Annotated in this window: 17 protein-coding genes; 8 read left to right on the top strand and 9 right to left on the bottom strand. The window is 44.4% G+C overall.

Annotation, left to right across the window (positions count from 1 at the left end; all coding sequences use genetic code 11):
* The 5 genes from R7Q11_RS04505 to R7Q11_RS04525 all read right to left on the bottom strand — a co-directional run.
* Positions 1 to 1,416: VWA domain-containing protein (locus R7Q11_RS04505; RefSeq protein ID WP_225466224.1), on the bottom strand; the 1,416-nt coding region annotated here is incomplete at its 3' end.
* Complete coding sequence (locus R7Q11_RS04510) at positions 1,409 to 2,413, bottom strand: vWA domain-containing protein (protein WP_054574932.1); 1,005 nt, start codon at positions 2,411 to 2,413, stop codon at positions 1,409 to 1,411. The genes R7Q11_RS04510 and R7Q11_RS04505, both read right to left, overlap by 8 nt.
* Positions 2,406 to 2,882: a DUF4381 domain-containing protein gene (locus R7Q11_RS04515; protein ID WP_017821862.1), complete on the bottom strand. Its 477-nt coding sequence runs from the start codon at positions 2,880 to 2,882 to the stop codon at positions 2,406 to 2,408. Before R7Q11_RS04515 ends, R7Q11_RS04510 begins: the two co-directional genes overlap by 8 nt.
* A gap of 37 nt (positions 2,883 to 2,919) precedes the next feature.
* On the bottom strand, positions 2,920 to 3,846 hold the full coding sequence (locus tag R7Q11_RS04520) for a DUF58 domain-containing protein (protein ID WP_033906737.1): 927 nt from the start codon (positions 3,844 to 3,846) through the stop codon (positions 2,920 to 2,922).
* A 13-nt stretch (positions 3,847 to 3,859) separates the two neighbouring features.
* A complete protein-coding gene (locus tag R7Q11_RS04525) occupies positions 3,860 to 4,816 on the bottom strand; it encodes an AAA family ATPase (protein ID WP_054578631.1) in 957 nt (318 codons plus the stop codon).
* Between the two features lie 310 nt (positions 4,817 to 5,126).
* Between R7Q11_RS04525 and R7Q11_RS04530 the strand changes: the two genes are divergently transcribed.
* The 8 genes from R7Q11_RS04530 to R7Q11_RS04565 all read left to right on the top strand — a co-directional run bounded on the left by R7Q11_RS04530 (position 5,127) and on the right by R7Q11_RS04565 (position 14,018).
* Positions 5,127 to 7,043 (top strand): methyl-accepting chemotaxis protein, encoded by a 1,917-nt coding sequence (locus tag R7Q11_RS04530; protein ID WP_225466225.1) that lies wholly within the window; start codon positions 5,127 to 5,129, stop codon positions 7,041 to 7,043.
* 56 nt (positions 7,044 to 7,099) lie between these two features.
* Positions 7,100 to 7,300, top strand: a complete 201-nt coding sequence (locus R7Q11_RS04535) for a restriction endonuclease subunit S (protein ID WP_005375165.1) — start codon at positions 7,100 to 7,102, stop codon at positions 7,298 to 7,300.
* 246 nt (positions 7,301 to 7,546) lie between these two features.
* Positions 7,547 to 8,215 carry a LuxR C-terminal-related transcriptional regulator gene (locus tag R7Q11_RS04540; protein ID WP_021707603.1) on the top strand — a complete coding sequence of 223 codons (669 nt, stop codon included), beginning with the start codon at positions 7,547 to 7,549 and terminating at the stop codon, positions 8,213 to 8,215.
* Between the two features lie 228 nt (positions 8,216 to 8,443).
* Positions 8,444 to 9,100 carry a LuxR C-terminal-related transcriptional regulator gene (locus R7Q11_RS04545; RefSeq protein WP_005383910.1) on the top strand — a complete coding sequence of 219 codons (657 nt, stop codon included), beginning with the start codon at positions 8,444 to 8,446 and terminating at the stop codon, positions 9,098 to 9,100.
* Positions 9,101 to 9,306: 206 nt separating this feature from the next.
* Positions 9,307 to 9,897, top strand: coding sequence for a calcium-binding protein (locus tag R7Q11_RS04550; protein ID WP_005375168.1), 591 nt, complete (start codon positions 9,307 to 9,309; stop codon positions 9,895 to 9,897).
* A gap of 143 nt (positions 9,898 to 10,040) precedes the next feature.
* Positions 10,041 to 11,759 (top strand): type I secretion system permease/ATPase, encoded by a 1,719-nt coding sequence (locus tag R7Q11_RS04555; protein ID WP_005375169.1) that lies wholly within the window; start codon positions 10,041 to 10,043, stop codon positions 11,757 to 11,759.
* Positions 11,734 to 13,074: an HlyD family type I secretion periplasmic adaptor subunit gene (locus tag R7Q11_RS04560; RefSeq protein ID WP_005383906.1), complete on the top strand. Its 1,341-nt coding sequence runs from the start codon at positions 11,734 to 11,736 to the stop codon at positions 13,072 to 13,074. Before R7Q11_RS04555 ends, R7Q11_RS04560 begins: the two co-directional genes overlap by 26 nt.
* A gap of 95 nt (positions 13,075 to 13,169) precedes the next feature.
* Complete coding sequence (locus R7Q11_RS04565; RefSeq protein ID WP_005375171.1) at positions 13,170 to 14,018, top strand: mechanosensitive ion channel family protein; 849 nt, start codon at positions 13,170 to 13,172, stop codon at positions 14,016 to 14,018.
* A 95-nt stretch (positions 14,019 to 14,113) separates the two neighbouring features.
* On the opposite strand, the gene fhuB is transcribed toward R7Q11_RS04565, so the two are convergent.
* From fhuB to R7Q11_RS04585, 4 genes are read right to left on the bottom strand one after another with little or no spacing between them, the layout of a single operon-like run.
* Entirely contained in the window at positions 14,114 to 16,081 is a 1,968-nt protein-coding gene (gene fhuB / locus R7Q11_RS04570; RefSeq protein WP_137283049.1) for a Fe(3+)-hydroxamate ABC transporter permease FhuB, read from the bottom strand.
* Positions 16,078 to 17,007, bottom strand: a complete 930-nt coding sequence (locus tag R7Q11_RS04575) for an iron-siderophore ABC transporter substrate-binding protein (RefSeq protein WP_017635312.1) — start codon at positions 17,005 to 17,007, stop codon at positions 16,078 to 16,080. Before R7Q11_RS04575 ends, fhuB begins: the two co-directional genes overlap by 4 nt.
* On the bottom strand, positions 16,998 to 17,783 hold the full coding sequence (locus R7Q11_RS04580) for an ABC transporter ATP-binding protein (RefSeq protein ID WP_017635311.1): 786 nt from the start codon (positions 17,781 to 17,783) through the stop codon (positions 16,998 to 17,000). The genes R7Q11_RS04575 and R7Q11_RS04580 overlap by 10 nt, the downstream gene beginning before the upstream one ends.
* A gap of 51 nt (positions 17,784 to 17,834) precedes the next feature.
* The gene (locus R7Q11_RS04585; RefSeq protein WP_213914765.1) at positions 17,835 to 19,937 is read right to left on the bottom strand and encodes a TonB-dependent siderophore receptor; all 2,103 of its coding nucleotides are present in this window, start codon (positions 19,935 to 19,937) and stop codon (positions 17,835 to 17,837) included.
* Positions 19,938 to 19,968: the final 31 nt, after the last annotated feature.

Here is a 19,968-nt window from a genome sequence, read left to right on the forward strand (position 1 = left end):
CTGTTGCTGTTGCTGTTGCTGTTGCTGTTGCTGTTGCTGTTGCTGTTGCTGTTGCTGTTGCTGTTGCTGTTGCTGTTGCTGTTTTAGCTTTTCTTCTACAACCGATAGGTTTTTCTTCGCGGCTTCAAAGTTAGGCTTTTCCTCTAGCAGTTTTTTATACAAATCAGCCGCATCTTCTAATTGACCATTTTGAGCGAGCGAGTTGGCGAGGTTATAGCGGCCGTTAAGGGAGGCATCATGAGAAAATGCTTCGATAGCGGCTTCGTAGTCACCTTTTTGATAACTGGCGGCTCCTTTCCAGCTTGGGTTTGTAAATAGGTTTTGCGCCTGTTCATACTCACCTTGCTTGTAGAGTTCCGCTCCTTGTTGGTCGGCATTTAAGAACGGATTAGCTTCTGCATGCGGTGTCCACGTTACTGGGACTACAGTCGCAACTAACACCCAAATCAGGCCGCGTCGAAACAGTAAAGCCGCAGGAATAAGTAACAACGGCAGTAACCAAAAGCCACTGTTGAGACGAGAATCAGTTTTAACTTCTTCGCTTTGGGTCGCAGAAAGCTGGCTACCAATGTTATTAGTAAAGGCCGCGATATTTTCAACATCACGGTTGGTGTGCTGAATAGGAACAAATAGACCGCCAGTTTTATTCGCTAGCGTCTGTAGATTTTTCAGGTTTGTTTTCGCTACGACGGTTGTGCCTTGTGCAGTTTTTAGCAGAGAGCCATCGGGCAGCGCGATAGGCGCACCGTTAGGAGTCCCGACGGCAAGAACAGAAATGCGAAACTTTGTACCTTGGACTAAATCTAACGCGCGAGACAGCTCTGACGTATCAAGATCATCCGCTAACACGATGATATCGCCTTGTTGCGTGCCAGCTTGAGAAAACTGGTTGATCGCAAGTTCAATCGCGGCAGGCAGGTTTGCTCCTTGAAAAGGCATCAGCTCTGGTGACAAATTTTCGATAATGCCCGCAAGCGTGCTGGAATCAGTTGTCAGTGGACTTAAGTTATAGGCATCGCCAGCGTAAGCAATAAGTCCAGTGGCTCCCTCTTTCCATTTAGGCAGCAAATCGAGCGCCTTATAACGTGTTTGTGCTAACCGATTGGGTTTGATGTCTGTAGCAAACATAGAGCGAGACATATCAAGCACCAAGATTCGGTTTTGGTTTAACTCAAAGCTTGGTCGAGCATTGGACTGCCAGCTTGGCCCCGCTAATGAAATGCAAGTTATTGCCCAAGCTAAACCCCATAGAGTGAAGTAATGCTTAGACTGCGTGTTTTGTCCGAGCATCCGCGATAGGTGAGGGGCAATCAGTGTGGACTTTTGGGCTCTAAATTTGTGATTAAGCAAGAGTGCTATAGGGATCACGATGAGCCCCAAAAGCCAATAAGGATTGAGGAAAATAAACTCAGCCATGTTTTCTCCTTAATAGGAATAACAATACCGATAATACAAATGCAGCGCTTAATGGATATGGAAACCATTCAGACTGTGGGCGCCAAGTTTGTGTGTCGCTAGATACGGGTTCTAGCTGGTTGATGGTGTCATAAATCTTTTCGAGCTCTTCCGTATCTCGCGCTCGAAAATATTGTCCACCTGTCACCTCTGCCACTTTAGTCAGTGTTTGTTCATCTAAGTCGGCTGCGGTGTTGACTTTGCGAGTCATGAAAAACTCTTTCACCATCATTTCACCAGCGCCCACGCCCACGGTGTAAATAGTGGCGTTGTATTTTTTCGCAATTTCCGCTGCTTCTAGCGGCTCGAGCACCCCTGCAGTATTGCTGCCGTCACTAAGCAAAATCATGACTCGTTGTGGAGCATCACTGTCTACAAAGGTTTTTGTGCCTAAACCAATACCATCACCAATGGCGGTTCGTTGACCAACCAAGCCGATGACGGTTTGATTAATCTGTTGCATGACGCTTTTGCGGTCTGCAGTGAGTGGTGTTTGCAAATAAGCATGGTCGCCAAACAAAACAACTCCGAGACGGTCACCTTTTCTCTTTGCTACGAAATCAGACAGAACTTGTTTGACTGCTGTGAGGCGATCGATATATTCGCCGTTGAGTTCCATGTCTTCCTGCTGCATCGAACCGGACAGATCGACGACTAACATCAAGTCCCGATATTTGGGTTGGAATTCAACGGGATCGCCAAACCAAACTGGACGCGCACAAGCGACGACAAGAAGGCCCCAGATCGCGATTGAAAGTGCTTTTTGCAGCGCTTGCTTAGGCTTGCTGCGATTCTCATTAGTTGGTAAGTACGCCAATTTGATCTCGGCTTGTTGAGATTCTTGTGGCAGAAACTTGTATACCAGCCAGGGGATGGGCAACAAAAACAGTGCCCACCACCAGACAAATTCAATGTTTAGCCATTGGGCAAGATCGGTTATGAGTGTTTGCTCAGTCACGGTTATTTGCCTTTTTCTTTGGTGGCAAAGCGTAGGTTATCCAAAAGACACAATCGTCTACCAAGCTTTGATGCTGCCCTTGGGAAGAATTCTGATACAACGCTTCTTGCCACTGATGTTGTTTGTCTACGAATCGACTTTCTTTGGTATGGCTATCGAGAAATTCATACCAAGCGATTCCAGTTAATGGTGCGATCTCTTCACGCGGAAAGTAACTCAATGCTGCCTGGCGCAATATTTCCAGAGCAGAGGAAGGGGTATGAGGCGCGGTAGGTTGAGTTAAAAGTGTTAATGCTGTCTTTTTTGCGCGTAAGTGTTTTTTACGCCATCTCACATAAAGACAAATGCCGAAAACGAACAGCAAGGTTGCTGCAAGCACCACCCACCATCCCCAAGCGAGCGGAAACCAATCCGGTGCGTTTGGCAAAATCAAAGGTTCAAGGTCTAGGCTTTGGTTGTTTGTTGTCATTATTATTACTGCTTAATAAATACTGCTTGTCAGTTTGTTAGCTTAATTGTGAAATTAAGGGCCGGCCACTTGATAGCGTGTTAAATGGAATTGCTATTGAATGGCATTGCTGCTTAATGGTTTCTTGATGTTGGGTAAAGTGGTTTTCGAGTTCTCTTCGTTGTCCTTTAGAGCCAAAGTTAAACCATTGACTATGCAGCCCATCCGAAGCTTTCACTTGACCTCTAAAGTCTGTTTCGCCTCTTTCTAACGGATCATAAAACTGAACAGCCCTTACGCTATTGTGTTGTTTGAGTCGACGTAGTTGTGCCAGTTCCGTTGGTGTTACGTGGGCAAAATCACTGAGCATAATCAATTCGCTGCCTTTTGGGGTGAGCGTATGAAGTGTCTCCAATACTTGTGCATACGGCAGTGTACGAGTGTCGTTGCTTGCAGTACGAGTTACTTGCGCATTATGTATGTCGACTATGGCGTTAAGAATCCGCAGCCCTTGTCTTTGTAAAGAAGAGGGGCGAAATTCAAGACATTGATGTCCGTCATCAATCACTGCGCCGATGCGATCTTTTTTAGCTAGAGTTAGCCAAATTAGAACACTGGCAAAGTGGGCCAATTGAACGGATTTGAGTACATACTTAGATCCAAAATGTAGACTAGAACTTAGATCAAGATAAAGAATGACCGCTTGCTCTTTATCTTCTGCAAACAACTTCGTATGTGCTTTACCGGTCCTAGCGGTGACTCGCCAATCAATGCTGCGAATATCGTCGCCAGGTTGATATTGGCGCACCTCCATAAAATCCATACCTCGCCCTTTTTGGCGACTGGTATGGTTACCACTCATCTGCGACCAGAGACTCTGTGCTGGTGGTAACCAACGTACAGATTGAGTGCGATATTGGAGCAGCTCTTCAAGGGTTAATGTCACCCCATTCGCATGAGGTGGTAATGAATGTGTAGCGGACATATCACTCACCTGTTTATGCACTGCCAACAAGGTTTAGCAGTTTATCGATGACCTGGTTTGCCGTAATGCCTTCCGCTTGAGCGTGGTAACTCAACAATAAACGGTGGCGCAGTACCGGATAAGCCATGGTTTGAACATCTTCCGGAGAGACAAAATCACGACCAGCAAGCCAAGCGTGCGCACGTGCACAGCGATCAAGAGCGATGGTGGCACGCGGACTCACACCCATTGACAACCACTTGTCCAACTCAGTGTCATATTCGTTGGCTTGACGTGTCGCCATAACTAAACGGACGATGTACTGCTCTATCGTTTCCGCCATATGAATATCCAACACTTCTTTACGTGCGGTGAATATATCGTGTTGGCTTAACATTGGGCGTTCAACCTTTGCTTCGCCTTTTGCTTCTCCGCGGTTAATACGCAAGATAGACAGCTCATGCTCCGCATCTGGGTATTCCACTTCTAAATGCAATAAAAAGCGGTCTAGCTGCGCTTCAGGAAGGGGGTAGGTCCCTTCTTGCTCTATCGGGTTTTGAGTTGCCATAACCAAAAACAACTCTGGCAGCGGGTAGGTATGACGACCTGCTGTGACTTGTTTCTCTGCCATTGCTTCAAGCATTGCCGCTTGTACTTTGGCTGGCGCACGGTTTATCTCATCCGCAAGAATAAGCGAGTTGAAGATAGGACCTGATTGGAAAGTGAATTCTCCGGTTTCGGGACGGAAGATATCGGTGCCGGTTAAATCGGCTGGCAGCAAATCAGGGGTGAACTGAATGCGGTGGAAGTCGCCTTCAACACAGTCTGAGAGTGATTTTACTGCACGGGTTTTTGCTAACCCAGGAGGGCCTTCAACTAAAATATGCCCATCCGCAAGAAGCGCAACAAGCAGTTGCTTTACCAGATCTTGCTGTCCGATGATCTGCGACTCTAAGTATTGCTGAAGAGTTTCGAAGTTAGATTTATGCATGCTTTGGACTCTCGGTATCCATATGATTTTCGTGTTGAGTATTGGTCATTTTCCATGTGAAAAAAGTTCCAACGCTCTATTGCAATTTATCTTTTCAATATTGGGACGCTACAGAGAATTGCAAGTACGTGCTATCTCTGAAAGTGCTTATTTGACAGTGTGTTACATTTATTTTTCATAATATAATGAGAAATGCCTCTAGTTTTGTACATATGAGCCGATAAAGATTCCGTGGTGTGCGTGTCATGAGATATGCACCTGATTCCCCTTGTGGGGCCAATAACAAGTGATTCTTTTAAAAGGTCCGAATATGTTGAAACTTCATTCCTTGAGCATCAAACAGAAGGTTGTACTTGGCATTACGTTTGCTGTTCTAGCATCAACAATCATTGTTGGTGTTATGGCTCAGCGTCATGCGAGAGATGTATTGAGCCATCGTCTTATTGACATCGAGCTACCTGCGATGTTGCAGCAAATCAATACCGAAATTGACCGCGAAGTTGTCGAAATGCAACAAGCGGCAAAACAGCTGGCTACAAACGAATTTATTGTTGAAGCCCTATCTAATACAAACCGTGATCCGTCAGTAGAAGTTCAGTTGGTTCAGCAGCTCAATAACGTTAAATCACAGTATGGTCTTAATGATGCGTCGGTAGCGAATCGTCAAACGGCATATTACTGGAATCAAAACGGATTCTTACGTCAACTTAACCGAACGCAAGATGCTTGGTTCTTTGGATTTACGTCGTCTGGTCAAGAAACGTCCGTGAGTGTGTTCCAAGAGGCAAATGGCGAAGTGAAAATGTTTGCCAATTTCCAAGATCTTAATGGTACATCAATGTCAGGTCTCTCTAAATCTATGGGAGACATGGTTACTTTGCTCAATGGGTTTAAAATTGAAGATACGGGTTACGTGTTCCTCACTAATGAACAAGGCCAGATTCAAATACACCGCCAACAAGGTAAGAACCAAACTTCTATCACTAAACTATTTGGTAGTGACGCAAGTGCGCTGTTGAACAAAAATAGCTTCAACCTAATTAATGTGGAGTTTGAAGGGCAGGATACTTTTGTTTCTAGTTTGTATGTTCCTTCAATGAACTGGTTTGTTATTGGCGTGGTTCCCGTTGATGAAGTATTCGCAGACCTGAATGCGACAGCTAAAAAAATGCTGTTTACGACCATCATTGTTGCCGTTGTATTCATCCTCATGGGCGTATGGTTAGCAAACAGCATTACGAAACCAATCCGACTGATTGCCGATCGTTTTACCGACCTTGGGCAAGGTGAAGGCGATTTGGCGCAGCGTATTGAAATTAAGGGTAATGATGAAATTGCTCAGCTTTCAAAAGGCTTTAATGGATTTATTGAGAAGATTCATGCCACGATGAAAGAGGTTGCTTTAACCAGTGGCTCATTAAGTCAAGCGGCAGAAAGTGTGTCAACGAAAGCAACATCCACACACGACAACAGCCAAGAGCAGCGTGATCAAACCATTCAAGTAGTTGCAGCTATCAACCAAATGGGTGCGACCATCAGTGAAATTGCATCGAACGCTGCTACCGCTGCTGATACGGCAAATCAGGCTTCAGATAACACTCAAACTGGTCGAGAAGTTGTGATGAAAGCAAAAGAGGTGATCAGCCGCCTAGCCGATGATGTTGAAACAACCAATATTGTTGTTACGCAGTTGGCATCGACAACCAAAGATATTGGCTCGATTCTGGGTGTAATTCGTGACATCTCTGAGCAAACGAATTTACTTGCGCTAAACGCTGCAATTGAGGCTGCTCGTGCTGGTGAGCAGGGACGTGGTTTTGCGGTTGTTGCTGATGAGGTAAGAAACCTAGCTTCACGCACGGCTGATTCTACAGAAGAGATTCAGCGCATGATCAATCAGCTTCAAAGTGACGCACAAGACGCGGTAAGTGCTATGGAAGCGGGCAAAGCGGTCACCATAGAAGGGGTTACTTCTACCGATGAAGCAGTCGAGGTATTAATCAGTATTTCTGAACGAATCACCGACATCTCTGATCGTAATACACAGGTTGCAACGGCGACGGAAGAGCAATCCACGGTGGTGCATACCATTAATCAAAATATCGAAGAAATCAACGCGATAAATGAAATGACAACCGCGACAGCAGAAGAGTTGGCGGATGCAAGTCGCGATCTTCAAGCGCTCTCTTCTCGTTTGGACAAGATGGTTGGTAGCTTCAAGTTATAGAGTTGGATAGAATAGGCGAAGTTTAAAAGTTCAATCATTAATTTTAGGTAAGTACTATGAATGACTTCGAAAAAGAACTAGAGCAAATTTCTCAAGAAACCGCTCAGGAGCCAGAAGTAAAACTGCCGTCGCTAGAAGAGCAAAAAGCGATCGTCGCTGAGCTGAAAAAGCTGGAAGCGGAAGGTAAGCTGACGCCAGAAGTGTTAGAACAACACTTTGGTAAGTTTAACCAAAAAAACGCAGTTCCAATCCACTAAGTTAGGTGGTGTTTTGCCTCTAACGTGCGTGATTAAATCACCTGCTCAAACACAAAAAGGGAGTTTATACTCCCTTTTTTAATGTCTGAAAAATGCTAATACCTCTCACATACTTGCCACTTAAAAATTATTGACACTTCAATGAGTTATTAATTAGTACTAGTGATTTTCATACTTGACAATACTACCGCTCTATCTAAATCTATTGCGTATTTCAATAAAAACGACCAAGGGAATGCGATCAGGATGGAGCAGCAAAAAAAAAGAAACGTTATTTTAATCACGGAGGGAAGTCTACAGTCATCTCTGTTGAAAGATGTATTGGAGACCAAACTCGGTATTAGTGTTGCTCTAATCACGCCAGATAATCTGATTCACGGAGTGTTACATGAATCTCTTGCATCAGCCATTATTGTTGATTGCAGCGTGATCACGGATGAAATTTTTCGCCGTTATGCGGAGTTTAAAGCGGCCAAGCAGAAAGACACGCTTGAAATCTTAATTAATTGTGAGCAATCCATATCGACAGAAGATCTCTTTGCTTGGCGTACTTTGGCCGGTATTTTCTATACCTCTGATGATATAAAAACGTTGCAAGTTGGTATTGGTAAGGTGCTTCAAGGAGATATGTGGTTCAGCCGTAAGTTTTCTCAGCAGTACATTACTTACCTTCGTCGACATTGCAAACCTATAAATAAGAATGTTTCCGCTATTCTGACCAAACGAGAGCAACAAATAATTACCTTTCTTTCCATGGGGGCGTCCAATCAACAAATCGCCGAACAATTATTTGTCAGCGAGAATACGGTAAAAACGCATTTACATAATATTTTCAAGAAGATTGATGTGAAAAATAGAGTTCAAGCACTTATTTGGGCAAAGGAAAATATTTCAGACAACTCGTTAACGGTGTAATGCTATTGCAATATTAGGTTGCCTAATTTAGTAAACTCTTAATAATTTCTGTGACCTGAATGTGTTAAAAGTGTTTCTTTTATGAGAAACACTTTTTTTGATTCTCTTTTTAATAACTTTAGAATTTAAAAAAGTAGCAAATAACTTTACTCTGTGAACTAGCACTTACATATCAAACTAAGTGCTGACGATTAACTACTAATTTAAGAATGTTAAGTCACTGAAAGTATGAGAAACATTATGGAACAGTATATGGAAAAGCCTGAAATCCTAATGCTCACTCAACAAAGTTTACAGAGTGAAAACTTTAAGGAAATGCTTTCTAAAAATACAGAAACTAAAATAACGATCATTGATACTAAAAACCCTAGCTATCATGAACTCATTCCGGAACGCTACTTTTTGCTTGTTGATTTTTCAGTTGAGATTCCTTCCGAAACTTTAGTTTATTTAAAAGATAGTAATAAAGTGCTAGGAACCATAATGCTTAATCTAGGTTATGACTTAGACACAGAAGAACTCGCTTCTTGGCCTCATGTAAAAGGTATATTTGGTCCAGGAGATTCAATGGACAAGGTTTGTCAGGGATTAAAAGCAATAATAAAAGGGGATAACTGGCTGTCTCGAAGATTACTTGATCAGCTAGTAAATTATTATCGAGGTAGAGAAGCAAATAACATTATCGAACCTGCTATTGAGGTTGAGCTTACTCGGCGTGAAGTTCAGGTTTTAAAAATGTTGAAAGAAGGTGGTTCAAATATGGAAATCGCTGATTCTTTATTTATCAGCGAGCATACTATTAAATCACATCTATACAATATTTTTAGAAAGTTAGAAGTAAAGAACCGTACGCAAGCTACAAGTTGGGCTAAGAGAAACCTGTAGTACTAGTATTAACTTGCTGTAATAAAAAGAAAATACTCTATAAAGTACTAAATTTTATATTTATTATTAAAATGTCAGTCTGAAATATCATCCCATATTCAAACTTATTCCTATTCAGTTGACTATTAGACTTCTCATGTCGTGACGAATCTAGTCAGACGTGGAACAGAAGGTCTATTCAATTAATAAGCTAAGAGGGAATAAAAATGAGCGCAAGTGACAATGACACGTATTTAGGCGATGCAGGTGTAAATAACCAATTTGCTGATTTCGATGGCGGCGATGATTTGTTTATCGGTTTTGGTGGTAATGACTCGTTTGTTGGCGGTGGCGGTAATGATTATGTGATCGGCGGCGACGGCGATGATCGCCTAACTGGTGGTGCTGGAGATGACATCCTTAGGGCTGGTACAGGAAACGACTACCTCGGCGGTGGTACCGGTAATGACTTGCTGTTGGGTTTGCTGGGCGACAATAAATTAAATGGTGGTGTCGGTGAAGATATTCTTGTTGCTGGTTCTGGTGACAACGTTTTAGTTGGCGGCAGCAATGGCGATAAGTTTGTGTTCACGGATAAGTTTGGTGGCCATGGCGAAGCCAAAGTTGTTGACTTCACCATTGGTGAAGACTCTTTGCACATCATTAGCGACTCTGTCACTGATTTTGGTGATTTAAGCTTTAGCTACGATGCGGTTGGGAATGCAGTGTTTACCGATGGGGCTGATCTAACAGTGAAACTTATTGGCGTGACTGAAACTGACATCAACACCTATGGTGCTGATCTGTTCGTAATCTAAACGACTGAAAATAACTCTGGATGGGAATTAGTTTGCGTGGCTCTGCCATAACTAATCGGACACTCTAGAGCGATTTGAGGTTACCTTAAGCTAGGCGCTAGTATTTCTGGCGCCTACAATTTTCACGTTAAACGGAAGTAGTCGTGCAAAAAACGGTTTTCAAAGAAGTGAAACAAAAACTATGCACGCTTGCGGGCTTGCTGATCGTTTTTAGCCTTTTTATCAACTTATTGGTTCTCTCGATTCCGCTGTACATGCTTCAAGTGTACAACCGGGTGATATCCTCCTACTCAACCGATACTTTATTCTTGCTCACTGTCATCGTAATTGTCGCGCTGTTAACCATGTCCATCATCGACATTGCACGAGCACAAATGAGTAAATCTTTTGGTTATTGGATGGACACAAAACTCTCCGCTTTCATGCTCAAGCGCACGATTCAATATCAATCACATACCGGGAAGAGTTATACCTCGCAAACTCTGAGAGACATTCAGAACATCAAAAGCTTTTTGAGCAGTCAAGCACCTTATCCACTGTTGGATGCGCCCTGGACACCGCTGTTTATTTTATTTGTGTATTTATTGCACCCGATACTAGGTCACATCGCGTTACTTGGATCTATCGTATTGTTTAGCCTAGGTCTACTTAATGAGCTGATGACGCGTAAAACAATGCAAGAGAGCGAAGTCAGAGCGATTTCTCATATCAACAACGCTGAATTAGCCACGCAAAACTCCAATTCAATTCTCGCAATGGGGATGATGAATGCATTTTTAGAGAAGTGGCAGTCGCGCGTGAGTGAAGTGAATGTGCTTGAAGAGCGAGTTGCAGGTAAGTCTATCTACATGGCTAACTTTTCTAAGTTTGTGCGTGGATCACTACAGATATTTTTACTGGGAGGTGGTGCATGGTTAGTAATCCAACATGAGATAACGGCAGGGGCGATGATCGCGAGCTCCATATTAATGAGTCGGGCATTATCGCCGATGGAGCAGGCGATAGGCACGTGGCGAAGTGCGATGTCTGCTAAAGGCGCCTATAAAAGGTTGAAAGAAATCGATGCGATCGTGCGCCAAGATGAATCAGATATGCCACTGCCTAAACCAAAAGGACACTATGAGCTTACCGGACTAGCCTATCGCCATCCTGGAGCAACCGAACCAGTGCTCTCATCGATCAGCTTATCGATTCCTCCGGGTGTTGCTGTTGGGGTGATTGGCCCTTCTGGTACGGGTAAATCGACGTTTGCTCGGCTGTTATTAGGTACGGTTAAGCCATTAGCGGGTAAAGTGACTCTTGATGGAATGGAAGTCTCCGTATGGGCATCTGAAGATCGCGGCGTGCATTTTGGGTATCTCGCTCAAGAGGTGGAGTTATTTCCTGGCACAATTCGAGAGAACATCGCGCGCTTTAAAGAAGAAGACCCGGTTAAAGTTATCAAGGCGGCGCAACTAGCAGGATGTCATGAATTAATACTCAAGAAAAACAAAGGCTATGATTGCATTATTGGTGAAAATGGCCGCGGTTTATCTGGGGGGGAAAGGCAGAGAATCGCTCTTGCAAGAGCCGTTTATGGCGACCCATCTATTGTGATTTTCGATGAAGCGAATGCCAACCTCGATGGTGAGGGAGAGGCTGCGTATCAACGTTTGATTGCCCATTTAAAAGCACAGAGTACAACGATTATCGTCATTGCCCACAATCCGAGTACGTTACGACAAATGGATAGGCTGTTGTATTTGGCTGACGGCCGAGTCAAGTTATACGGCGCTAAAGATGAAGTATTAAAACGTTTGATGGGCGAAGAAAGAACAGATATCCCAAGGGTAAGAAATGAGCAATCAACTGCCAACCGTTAATCAGAGTTCTACCGAGATCGTATATCGTTTTAGCCCCAAAGCGAGACTAAGCTTTCGAAAACCAATTTTACTTGGTGTGGTGACCTTAAGTGTTTTTCTTGGAGGTCTTGGCTACTGGGCTGCAACAGCCAAATTAGAAAGTGCAGCGATTGCTTATGGTGATTTGTCAGTTCTCACTAAGCGACAAGAAATTCAGCATTTAGAAGGCGGTATTATTGAAAAGCTATATGTACAGGAGGGGGATTTAGTCGAAAAAGGTCAGTTATTAATTCAACTTTCTAAGCGTCAAGCTATGGCTAAGTTGGACTCGTTAAGTGGTCGTTTTATCCATACTCTAGCAAAGGAAAACCGTTTAAGTGCGGAGCTTGACGAGCTTCCAACGATTGTATGGTCTGATGATCTTGAAAGCATTCCCCGTGTCGATATCGTACAAGAAGCACAACTGGTTCAAAACAAGATCTTTGAAGCGAGAAAGCGATTCTTTGATAGTAAACTGAGTATCATTGAGCAGAGTATTTCTGGAGCAAATTTAGAGCTTGAAAACCTTCAGCAAACCAAAGTGATTGAGACGGAACGACTCAACTTTATTGCTGAAGAAATAGACAGCAACCAAGCCTTGGTGCAAAAAGGTTTCTCGGGAAAATCTACTTTACTTCAACTCAAGCGCTTAGCAGCGGAGGTGAGAAGTACCTTAAGCCAGTTAGACAGGCAATCGCTCACCGTTAGAAAAAGGTTAGATGAGAACCTAGCGCAAATTGAAGAGTTGAAGCTTGAAAGGCTGAATGAGATTGTCGAGGAACTACGAAATACCAAAACGGAAATTGTCGCAATTCGGGAAGAATATCGCTCCGCTCAAGATATTGTCGCAAGAACAACGATCAACGCACCTATTTCTGGTCGCGTAGTCAACATGCAAGTGTTTACCGAAAAAGGTGTGATTGGGTCGGGTGAAACGTTACTAGAACTGGTCCCGCAAGACGATAAGTTGTTAGTCGAGGCTCGTGTTAATCCTCAGGATATTGATTTAGTGAATCCAGGCCAGCAAGCGCATGTTCGTCTGACCGCTCTGAATGCACGGACGTTGGCACCTTTAGACGGTACAGTGCTGACGATTTCTGCCGATAAGCTCTCGCAAGAAAACCAAGAAGATTTTTATCTCGCTAGAATTGCAATTTCACCGGAAGATGTGACAAAACATCGTTTAACCTCAGGCATGAATGCCGAAGTGCTTATTTTATCTGAGCCACGAACGCCATTGAGCTACCTAATAAAGCCAATTACAGAAAGCATGAATCGCGCCTTCAGAGAGGAGTAATTTCAAAAAGACTTGAGTGAGCACGGACAACAGACAAAATAATTTGTTATCGTTAGCTGTTACTGGGCCGTATTTTTATTCGAGGGAGCCGTGGAATGGAGAAAGTGCAGTTAGTTGTCGATTTTCTTCTCACTCATAAATTGATTTTTACCGCACTGATCTTTGCGATTATGTGGTTAATTCGTCGTGCAATTTTATCGATGATTCGTGGTGATCACGCTTTTCTCTCAGAAGATCAGCGTAGTTGGATGTCCAGAACTAAAAATGGCACCTTTGCTGTTACATTACTGATTTTATTTATTTTATGGCAATCAGAAATTAACGAGTTTGCTCTGAGTGTAACGGCGATTGCCGTTGCCATTGTAGTGGCATCCAAAGAAATCATTTTGTGTTTTACGGGTTCGATTCAAAGAGCAAGTTCACGTTCTTTTCGCGTTGGGGACTGGATTGAGGTCGGGAAGTTATGCGGTGAAGTGATTGAGCACAATATGATGGCGACGGTGATTCAAGAGATCGACCTGCATCATGGGCAATATCATTACACCGGCAAAACAGCGACATTGCCTAATAGTATGTTCTTTACCTATCCAGTAAAGAACCTCAACTTCATGAAGCGGTACGTTTACCACAACTTTTCTGTAGTGGTGAAAGACTTCGTCAATTTGTATCCACTGCTACCGATTTTAACTGATAAAATTGAAGAACATTGCAGTTACTTTGCTGATGTTGCACATCGTTACAATGCGATGATTGAAAAACATGCCGGTGTTGACCTTCCTGGTTCTGAGCCACATATGCATATTTCTAGTAACATTAATGGTGAACAAATTCTGCACGTGATGATTTTCTGCCCAACCGATAAAGCGAACCACTTAGAGCACTTAATTCGTAAGGACTTTATGGAACTTTATGAGCAGCGTTTTCCTGTAGTGCGAGAAGAATAGAGCATCGTACTTCGCCTTTAATTTCAAACCCCGCTATCAAAATCGCGGGGTTTGTGTTTCTTAGCGTATTTTTAGGCAGTCACAATATTCCCAACTTAGCTGAATTTACTCTTCAGCATTAAAAATAGGAAGTAAGTGCTGCCTATAATAGCGACCAACGTGCCAGCTGCGACCTGACTTGGATAAATAGCGATTTGTCCTAGCCAATCTGCCCACAACATTAGGGTTGCGCCAATTAAGGCACCGACACACAGTTGCTCTTTCACTTTTCTTGCTCCTAACATCATCGCCATATGGGGAGCGACCAAGCCAACAAAAGATATTGGACCAACTGTAGCCGTAGAAAAGGCGCATAACAAAGCAACGATGGTGAGCATAAGCGTATTGGCTACGGTAGGGTTAAGCCCTCGTGCATTTGAGAATTGTCGCCCGATGGAAATTAGTGTTAGCCAACGAGAAATCGAGAATACAGCGGCAAGCAGAACTATTATGGCCAAACATAGCATCAGTGCGGTGTCGGCTGTGACTCGATAAATAGAACCAGTTAGCCACAATAAAATTTTGTAACTGTCACCAGAACCTTGAGCTAGCGAAAATTGAACGAGAGCTTCTAATAGTGCCGTTAGTGCGATGCCGGACAACACGAAGTTAGATGGATTAAAATGGCTTCGTTTACCGATAATCAGCAATAACATCAATACGGACATACTTCCGAAAAAAGCGATACCCCAGCTAAATGCGGAGAGAAGCGACCCAGCGATGACTCCTGTCGTAATAATGGCAAACGTGGCTCCGGAAGACACACCGAGAATATCGGGACTTGCCAGAGGGTTATAAACAATGCGTTGCAAAATGATTCCAGCAACGGATAGCGCAATACCGACAGAAAGTGCGGTTAACATTCGCGGCCAACGCAATTGCCATTGGAACTCACCTGGCACAGACCATTGAATTCCGTTTATACCATGGGTAACGAATGAGTAAGCTAGAGTCCCAACCAGACTGAATAGCGCAATGCTGCATACCGCGCGTTTAGAAAGCGCCGTTTTTCCTTGGCTCATTGAAAGGTTAAGTTGATCGGTTGCCGTCAGCTTTTTACGAGTAAACCAAATTAAAGCGGGAGCGCCAATAGCTGCAGCCGCTACGCCGCTAGGAATGGTTTCCTCTAACCATAAGCTCAGCGAGATAGCGGCAGAGTCTGTGATGATTAGTAGCATTGCGCCCAAAAGCATGCTGCTGATCAATTCGTCGCGCGGTGTTCTTGCCCCCATCGCTCTGGCAATATTGGGTGTCAGTAATCCGATGAAGCTGATAATACCAACTGCGGTGATGGAGGCTGATACCAGCCAGATACCCATCACCATTAATGCACCAAACGCGGGTAATACCGCTAAGCCTCGGGCTGCTGCGCCTTCTTGTCCCAGTTTCATTAAGGTCAGAATACGTGGTGCGACGATCAAAATTACGATTGCGATAGCGCAGCGAGGCAATAACCACTCAAACCAATCCCAGCTGTATTGAGAGAGGTCTCCTGCTCCCCACATAAAAATATTCTGTGCGAACTGGGCGTTTAAAATAATAATGGCTGTGGCGATAGAACCGAGCAAGATATTGATCACCATCCCCGAAACGACCAACGGCAAACCTGTCATATTACGCACACCGGCAATTGATACGATCAGGCCAAACGCCACTAAAGCCCCAAACATTGCGGCTAATGCAGAGTAATCGGCGACCCAATCGACGAACCAAATGTTTACCACGACTAATGCAAGCCAAGCACCAGAAGAGGTGCCAAGAGTCAACGGCGAGGTGAGGTTATTCTGCGTTAATTGCTGCATTAAGCTGCCGGTGAGACCAAGCATGGCACCAACAAGCAGGGTCATACTTAACCTAGGAAGTTGCGCTTGCGTAAAGAATACATCACGAAACTCGGTTGCTACCTCTGGTTTTGTTAATAATTGCCATTGTTCGAAAAGTGATAAATTAGTATCAATTTGTAGGCTAAAGACGCTAAGTAACGTAATCAGCGCCAGATAACCAATATAATGTTTCGTTCTCATTGTTCTGGTGCCAACTCTATTAGACTGTCGGTAATCGCTTCAGCGGTGTATTGCAAAGACATGGCACCGCCATACGCCCACACTGCTCTGACTGAATTTACCCGCTGCTTTTTCACAAACGGCATCGCTTGCCAAAGTGGCGACTCTTTCAGTTTTCGTTCTTCTGGGAAAGGTTGTACGTAGAGAACGTAGCTGTTTTGAAGGCCCTGAAGCCGATTGATTCGATCTTGCTTTACTCCCCACGCTCGTGGGTCCTCTTTAATTGGAGCCTGTAATCCCAGTTTTCTAACCACGTAGTCAGTGGTGGAGTTTTCGGTTGCAAGTAATACAGTATTCGGAGTTGAAAATCGCATCACAAGAACGCTGAGTGGAGAAGAGTAATAGTGGCGAATTCGCTGGCGCATCTGCGCAAATGAAGCATCTAATTCTGCCAGTTTCTGTTCAGCAAGTGCCTCTTTATTGAATAGCTTGCTGAGCGTACGAAAGTGACGAATGGCCGTTTCAGCTGCGGCCTCATTTTCAGAAAAATTAGGTAAATAGATTACCGGAGCAATTTGTTTGAGTAACGGAATCAAGTCTTGCTGTGGAGACGCAGCAAGGATGACATCTGGTTTCAAACTGGCTATTTTTTCTAAGTTGGGTTCTGCTCGGGTTCCAATATCTTCAATTGACTCTGGTGCAGTTGGATTGACGACCCATTGGCGGTAGCCTGGTAAATTTGGGGCTGCGATTGGTTCTACGTTTAGCGCCAAAACTTGTTCTAAGATGTCCCAGTTTAAGGCTACAACGCGCTGAGGCGCTTGCTCAAAACTATGCTCGCCATATTCATCGGTAACGGTGATGACTGCATGTGCATTGGTCATAAAAAATGCGAGGAGAAAAGCAGATTGTGTAACCACAGTAAGTAAACGAGCTATTATGCGCATACAACAGCCACCTTTTGGCTCGCTAATGTGTTAGCCGGGCTTGGGTGTTCAATCAGCTTAATTGGTGACTCATATAGTTTAGAAAGGCGTGCCTCGTCTAACAACATGTCGGCGTTGCCTTCAAAGGCAATCTTACCTTTTTTGAGCGCAACAATGTGGGTGGCGTAGCGCAGGGCTAAGTTCAGATCGTGCAGGATCACGATAATGCCTACATTCTCGGTTCGATTCAGTTCTGCCAGCAGCGCCATTAGTTGAAACTGATGGTGAACATCGAGCGCCGAGGTTGGCTCATCGAGAATTAAAATTGGCGATTGTTGAGCCAGTAGCATAGACACCCAAGCACGTTGGCGCTCGCCGCCCGATAAGTCATCCGCCAAAGCTTGAGCAAAAGGTGTAACCCCTGTTCGTTCCATAGCCTGCGTGATGATCTGTTTGTCTTCAGCTTTCCAACGACCAAGTGCCCCACGCCACGGAAAGCGACCTAAGCGCACTAGCTCTTCTACCGTTAAACCAGCCGAAGAGGGCAGCTTTTGTGGCAAATAGGCGATCTGTTTTGCCAACTCTTTGGTTTTGAGTGATGAAAGGGAAGTATCGTTTAGTGTTACCGTGCCTTTATCTGGTGGCATTTGACCAGAAAGCAGGTTCACCAGTGTCGACTTACCTGAACCGTTATGGCCTAAAACGACCGTTAGCTCATTTGTTGGGATGTTAAGTTGTTCGATGCCGAGGATCTGACGTCCACCTCGCACGATCTCAATATTAGACAGTTGAAACATGGATGGCTCTTAGGAGAAAACTCCCCTCAATAGAGGGGAGTAGAAGTACAATTACCAGCGGTAGTTTGCGTTTAGCATAACAGAGCGAGACTGGCCGTAGTAACACCAGTAATCGCAACCTGAAACAAACTCTTTATCTAGGATGTTGTTCACGTTTAGCTGTGCTTGCCACTGTGAAGTGATGTCGTAAGTGACTGACGCATCCCAAAGAGTGACTGAAGGAACCGTTAGGTTCGAGCTCTTAGGGTTATCTTTTGACTCACCTACGTAGCGCACACCAGTACCGATATTGAGGCCTGGAATCAGGCTGTAGGCGCTGTAGTCTACCCATGCAGAAGCTTGGTGCTCAGGAATAAGTGCGGCTTGTTTTTTACCTTGGCCAAAGCTCTCATCTGTTTTCGCTTTAGTGTAGGTGTAGCTTGCCATCAGTTTTAGATCGTCTGTTAGCTGCGCCGTGCTTTCTAGCTCAACACCTTGAGATGTCACTTCACCTGTTTGTGTCGCAATCCATGTTGATGGGTTAGTGACCAACGCGTTCTTTTGCGTGATGTCGAACCATGCAAGGTTGATAAAGCCATCCATAAAGCTTGGCTCATACTTTACACCCACTTCTACTTGCTCGCCTTCCAGCGGTTTGTAAAGTTCATTGGTTGCCGCATCAATAGTGCTGATCACTTCAAACGACTGAGAGTAGTTTGCGTAAGGTGACAGGCCATTGTTTGCAAGGTACATCACACCCGCACTTAGAGAGAGCTGACCATCATCACGAGATTCACTTTGATCAACGGTAGCGCCTTTGCCAGAGTTTTCTGTTTTCACCCAGTCGTAACGAGCACCGATGTTACCAATCCACTGTTCATGCAGTTTCAATTGGTATTGTGAATAGAGACTTGCTTGAGATTTCTCAATCTCACGTTTCACGTTGTTGGCAGGATCAAGAGGGGTGAAGTTGCCGTAAACTGGGTTCCACGGGTTGATAGTGCCAAATGCATAGTTGTCTTGCTCGTCGCCATCGGTTTTGTGGAATTGCAGATCCATACCGATAAGCACCGTGTGCTCTGCGTTGTCTGTCATCCAGTTGCCGACAGCATTGTTATCGAACGTGATGCTCTGGTTTTTTCCGTCACGGAATACGATGCCTTGCGTTAACTCTTCTTTCGCTGGATCGTTGTTTGAGAACGCGTAAGAGCTGCGCAAGTACAACTCATTCGAACCGTAGTTGAGGTTTTGCGAGAGTGACCACGTGTCATTGATGTCGTGCTCTAGTAAGTAACCCAGAGAAAACTGCGTGCGTTCGTATTTATCGTAGTTTGGTTGACCAAGGTTAGTCGAAGGATCGATTTTGCCAAAGTTAGAACCAATCAGAGTACCTGCTGCCGGGAAGAATGGGTTAGTTGGTACACCGTCATCATGAAGGTAAGTTGCCAAAACGGTCAGCATTGTACGGTCAGAAATGTCGAACTCGACACTTGGCGCTAGGTAGAAACGCTCGTTATTTGTGCTGTCCAGTTCACCGTCTTGGCTTGTCATCAAGCCAACCAAACGATAGCGCACAGTGCCTGCGTCGTTTGCTTCGTCAGCAATGTCAAAACCTACGGATTGGTGTTGGTTGTTGCCAACTTCGACTTTTACTTCGCCTTGAGGCGTAAACGTTGGTTTTTTCTGCACCGCATTCACGATACCGCCTGGTGCCGATTCACCAAACAGAATAGCCGATGGACCTTTAACGACTTCTACACTTTCTAGGCCGTAAGGTTCGACCAACCATGTGTAGTAACCATCGCGGAATAGGCGGTTGCCGTTTAGGTAAGTCGCTGCATCAAATCCACGAACTTTGAACCAATCAGTGTCGTTGTCTGCGCCATAAGGCTGAGCGGTTACACCAGACGTGTAGCGTAATGCTTCATCTAGTTTTTTCGGTGCACGAACACGAAGTTCATCTTCAGAAATGATAGATACGCTGCGAGGCGTTTCTGCCGCAGGGGTTTCTACTTTAAGTGCTTGCGCGGTGACCGTTATGGTCTCCATGGCAATCACGTCATCTTGTACGACGTCTTCTTGAGCTTGTGCTGTGAATGCAACCACTGCTGTAGGTGCTAAAGCACAAACCAACGCGTTGCGGATAGCGATGGTCAGTGAGTTATTCTTTTGCATAAATCTATTCCCGATAATTATGATTAACGCT

The sequence above is a fragment of the Vibrio sp. 970 genome (genome assembly GCF_033339075.1).

Bases quoted from the DNA above. Each gene is read 5' to 3' on its own strand.
- R7Q11_RS04515 (WP_017821862.1), bottom strand. From the start codon at position 2,882: ATGACAACAAACAACCAAAGCCTAGACCTTGAACCTTTGATTTTGCCA.
- R7Q11_RS04520 (WP_033906737.1), bottom strand. From the start codon at position 3,846: ATGTCCGCTACACATTCATTACCACCTCATGCGAATGGGGTGACATTA.
- R7Q11_RS04525 (WP_054578631.1), bottom strand. From the start codon at position 4,816: ATGCATAAATCTAACTTCGAAACTCTTCAGCAATACTTAGAGTCGCAG.
- R7Q11_RS04530 (WP_225466225.1), top strand. From the start codon at position 5,127: ATGTTGAAACTTCATTCCTTGAGCATCAAACAGAAGGTTGTACTTGGC.
- R7Q11_RS04535 (WP_005375165.1), top strand. From the start codon at position 7,100: ATGAATGACTTCGAAAAAGAACTAGAGCAAATTTCTCAAGAAACCGCT.
- R7Q11_RS04540 (WP_021707603.1), top strand. From the start codon at position 7,547: ATGGAGCAGCAAAAAAAAAGAAACGTTATTTTAATCACGGAGGGAAGT.
- R7Q11_RS04545 (WP_005383910.1), top strand. From the start codon at position 8,444: ATGAGAAACATTATGGAACAGTATATGGAAAAGCCTGAAATCCTAATG.
- R7Q11_RS04550 (WP_005375168.1), top strand. From the start codon at position 9,307: ATGAGCGCAAGTGACAATGACACGTATTTAGGCGATGCAGGTGTAAAT.
- R7Q11_RS04560 (WP_005383906.1), top strand. From the start codon at position 11,734: ATGAGCAATCAACTGCCAACCGTTAATCAGAGTTCTACCGAGATCGTA.
- R7Q11_RS04565 (WP_005375171.1), top strand. From the start codon at position 13,170: ATGGAGAAAGTGCAGTTAGTTGTCGATTTTCTTCTCACTCATAAATTG.
- fhuB (WP_137283049.1), bottom strand. From the start codon at position 16,081: ATGAGAACGAAACATTATATTGGTTATCTGGCGCTGATTACGTTACTT.
- R7Q11_RS04575 (WP_017635312.1), bottom strand. From the start codon at position 17,007: ATGCGCATAATAGCTCGTTTACTTACTGTGGTTACACAATCTGCTTTT.
- R7Q11_RS04580 (WP_017635311.1), bottom strand. From the start codon at position 17,783: ATGTTTCAACTGTCTAATATTGAGATCGTGCGAGGTGGACGTCAGATC.
- R7Q11_RS04585 (WP_213914765.1), bottom strand. From the start codon at position 19,937: ATGCAAAAGAATAACTCACTGACCATCGCTATCCGCAACGCGTTGGTT.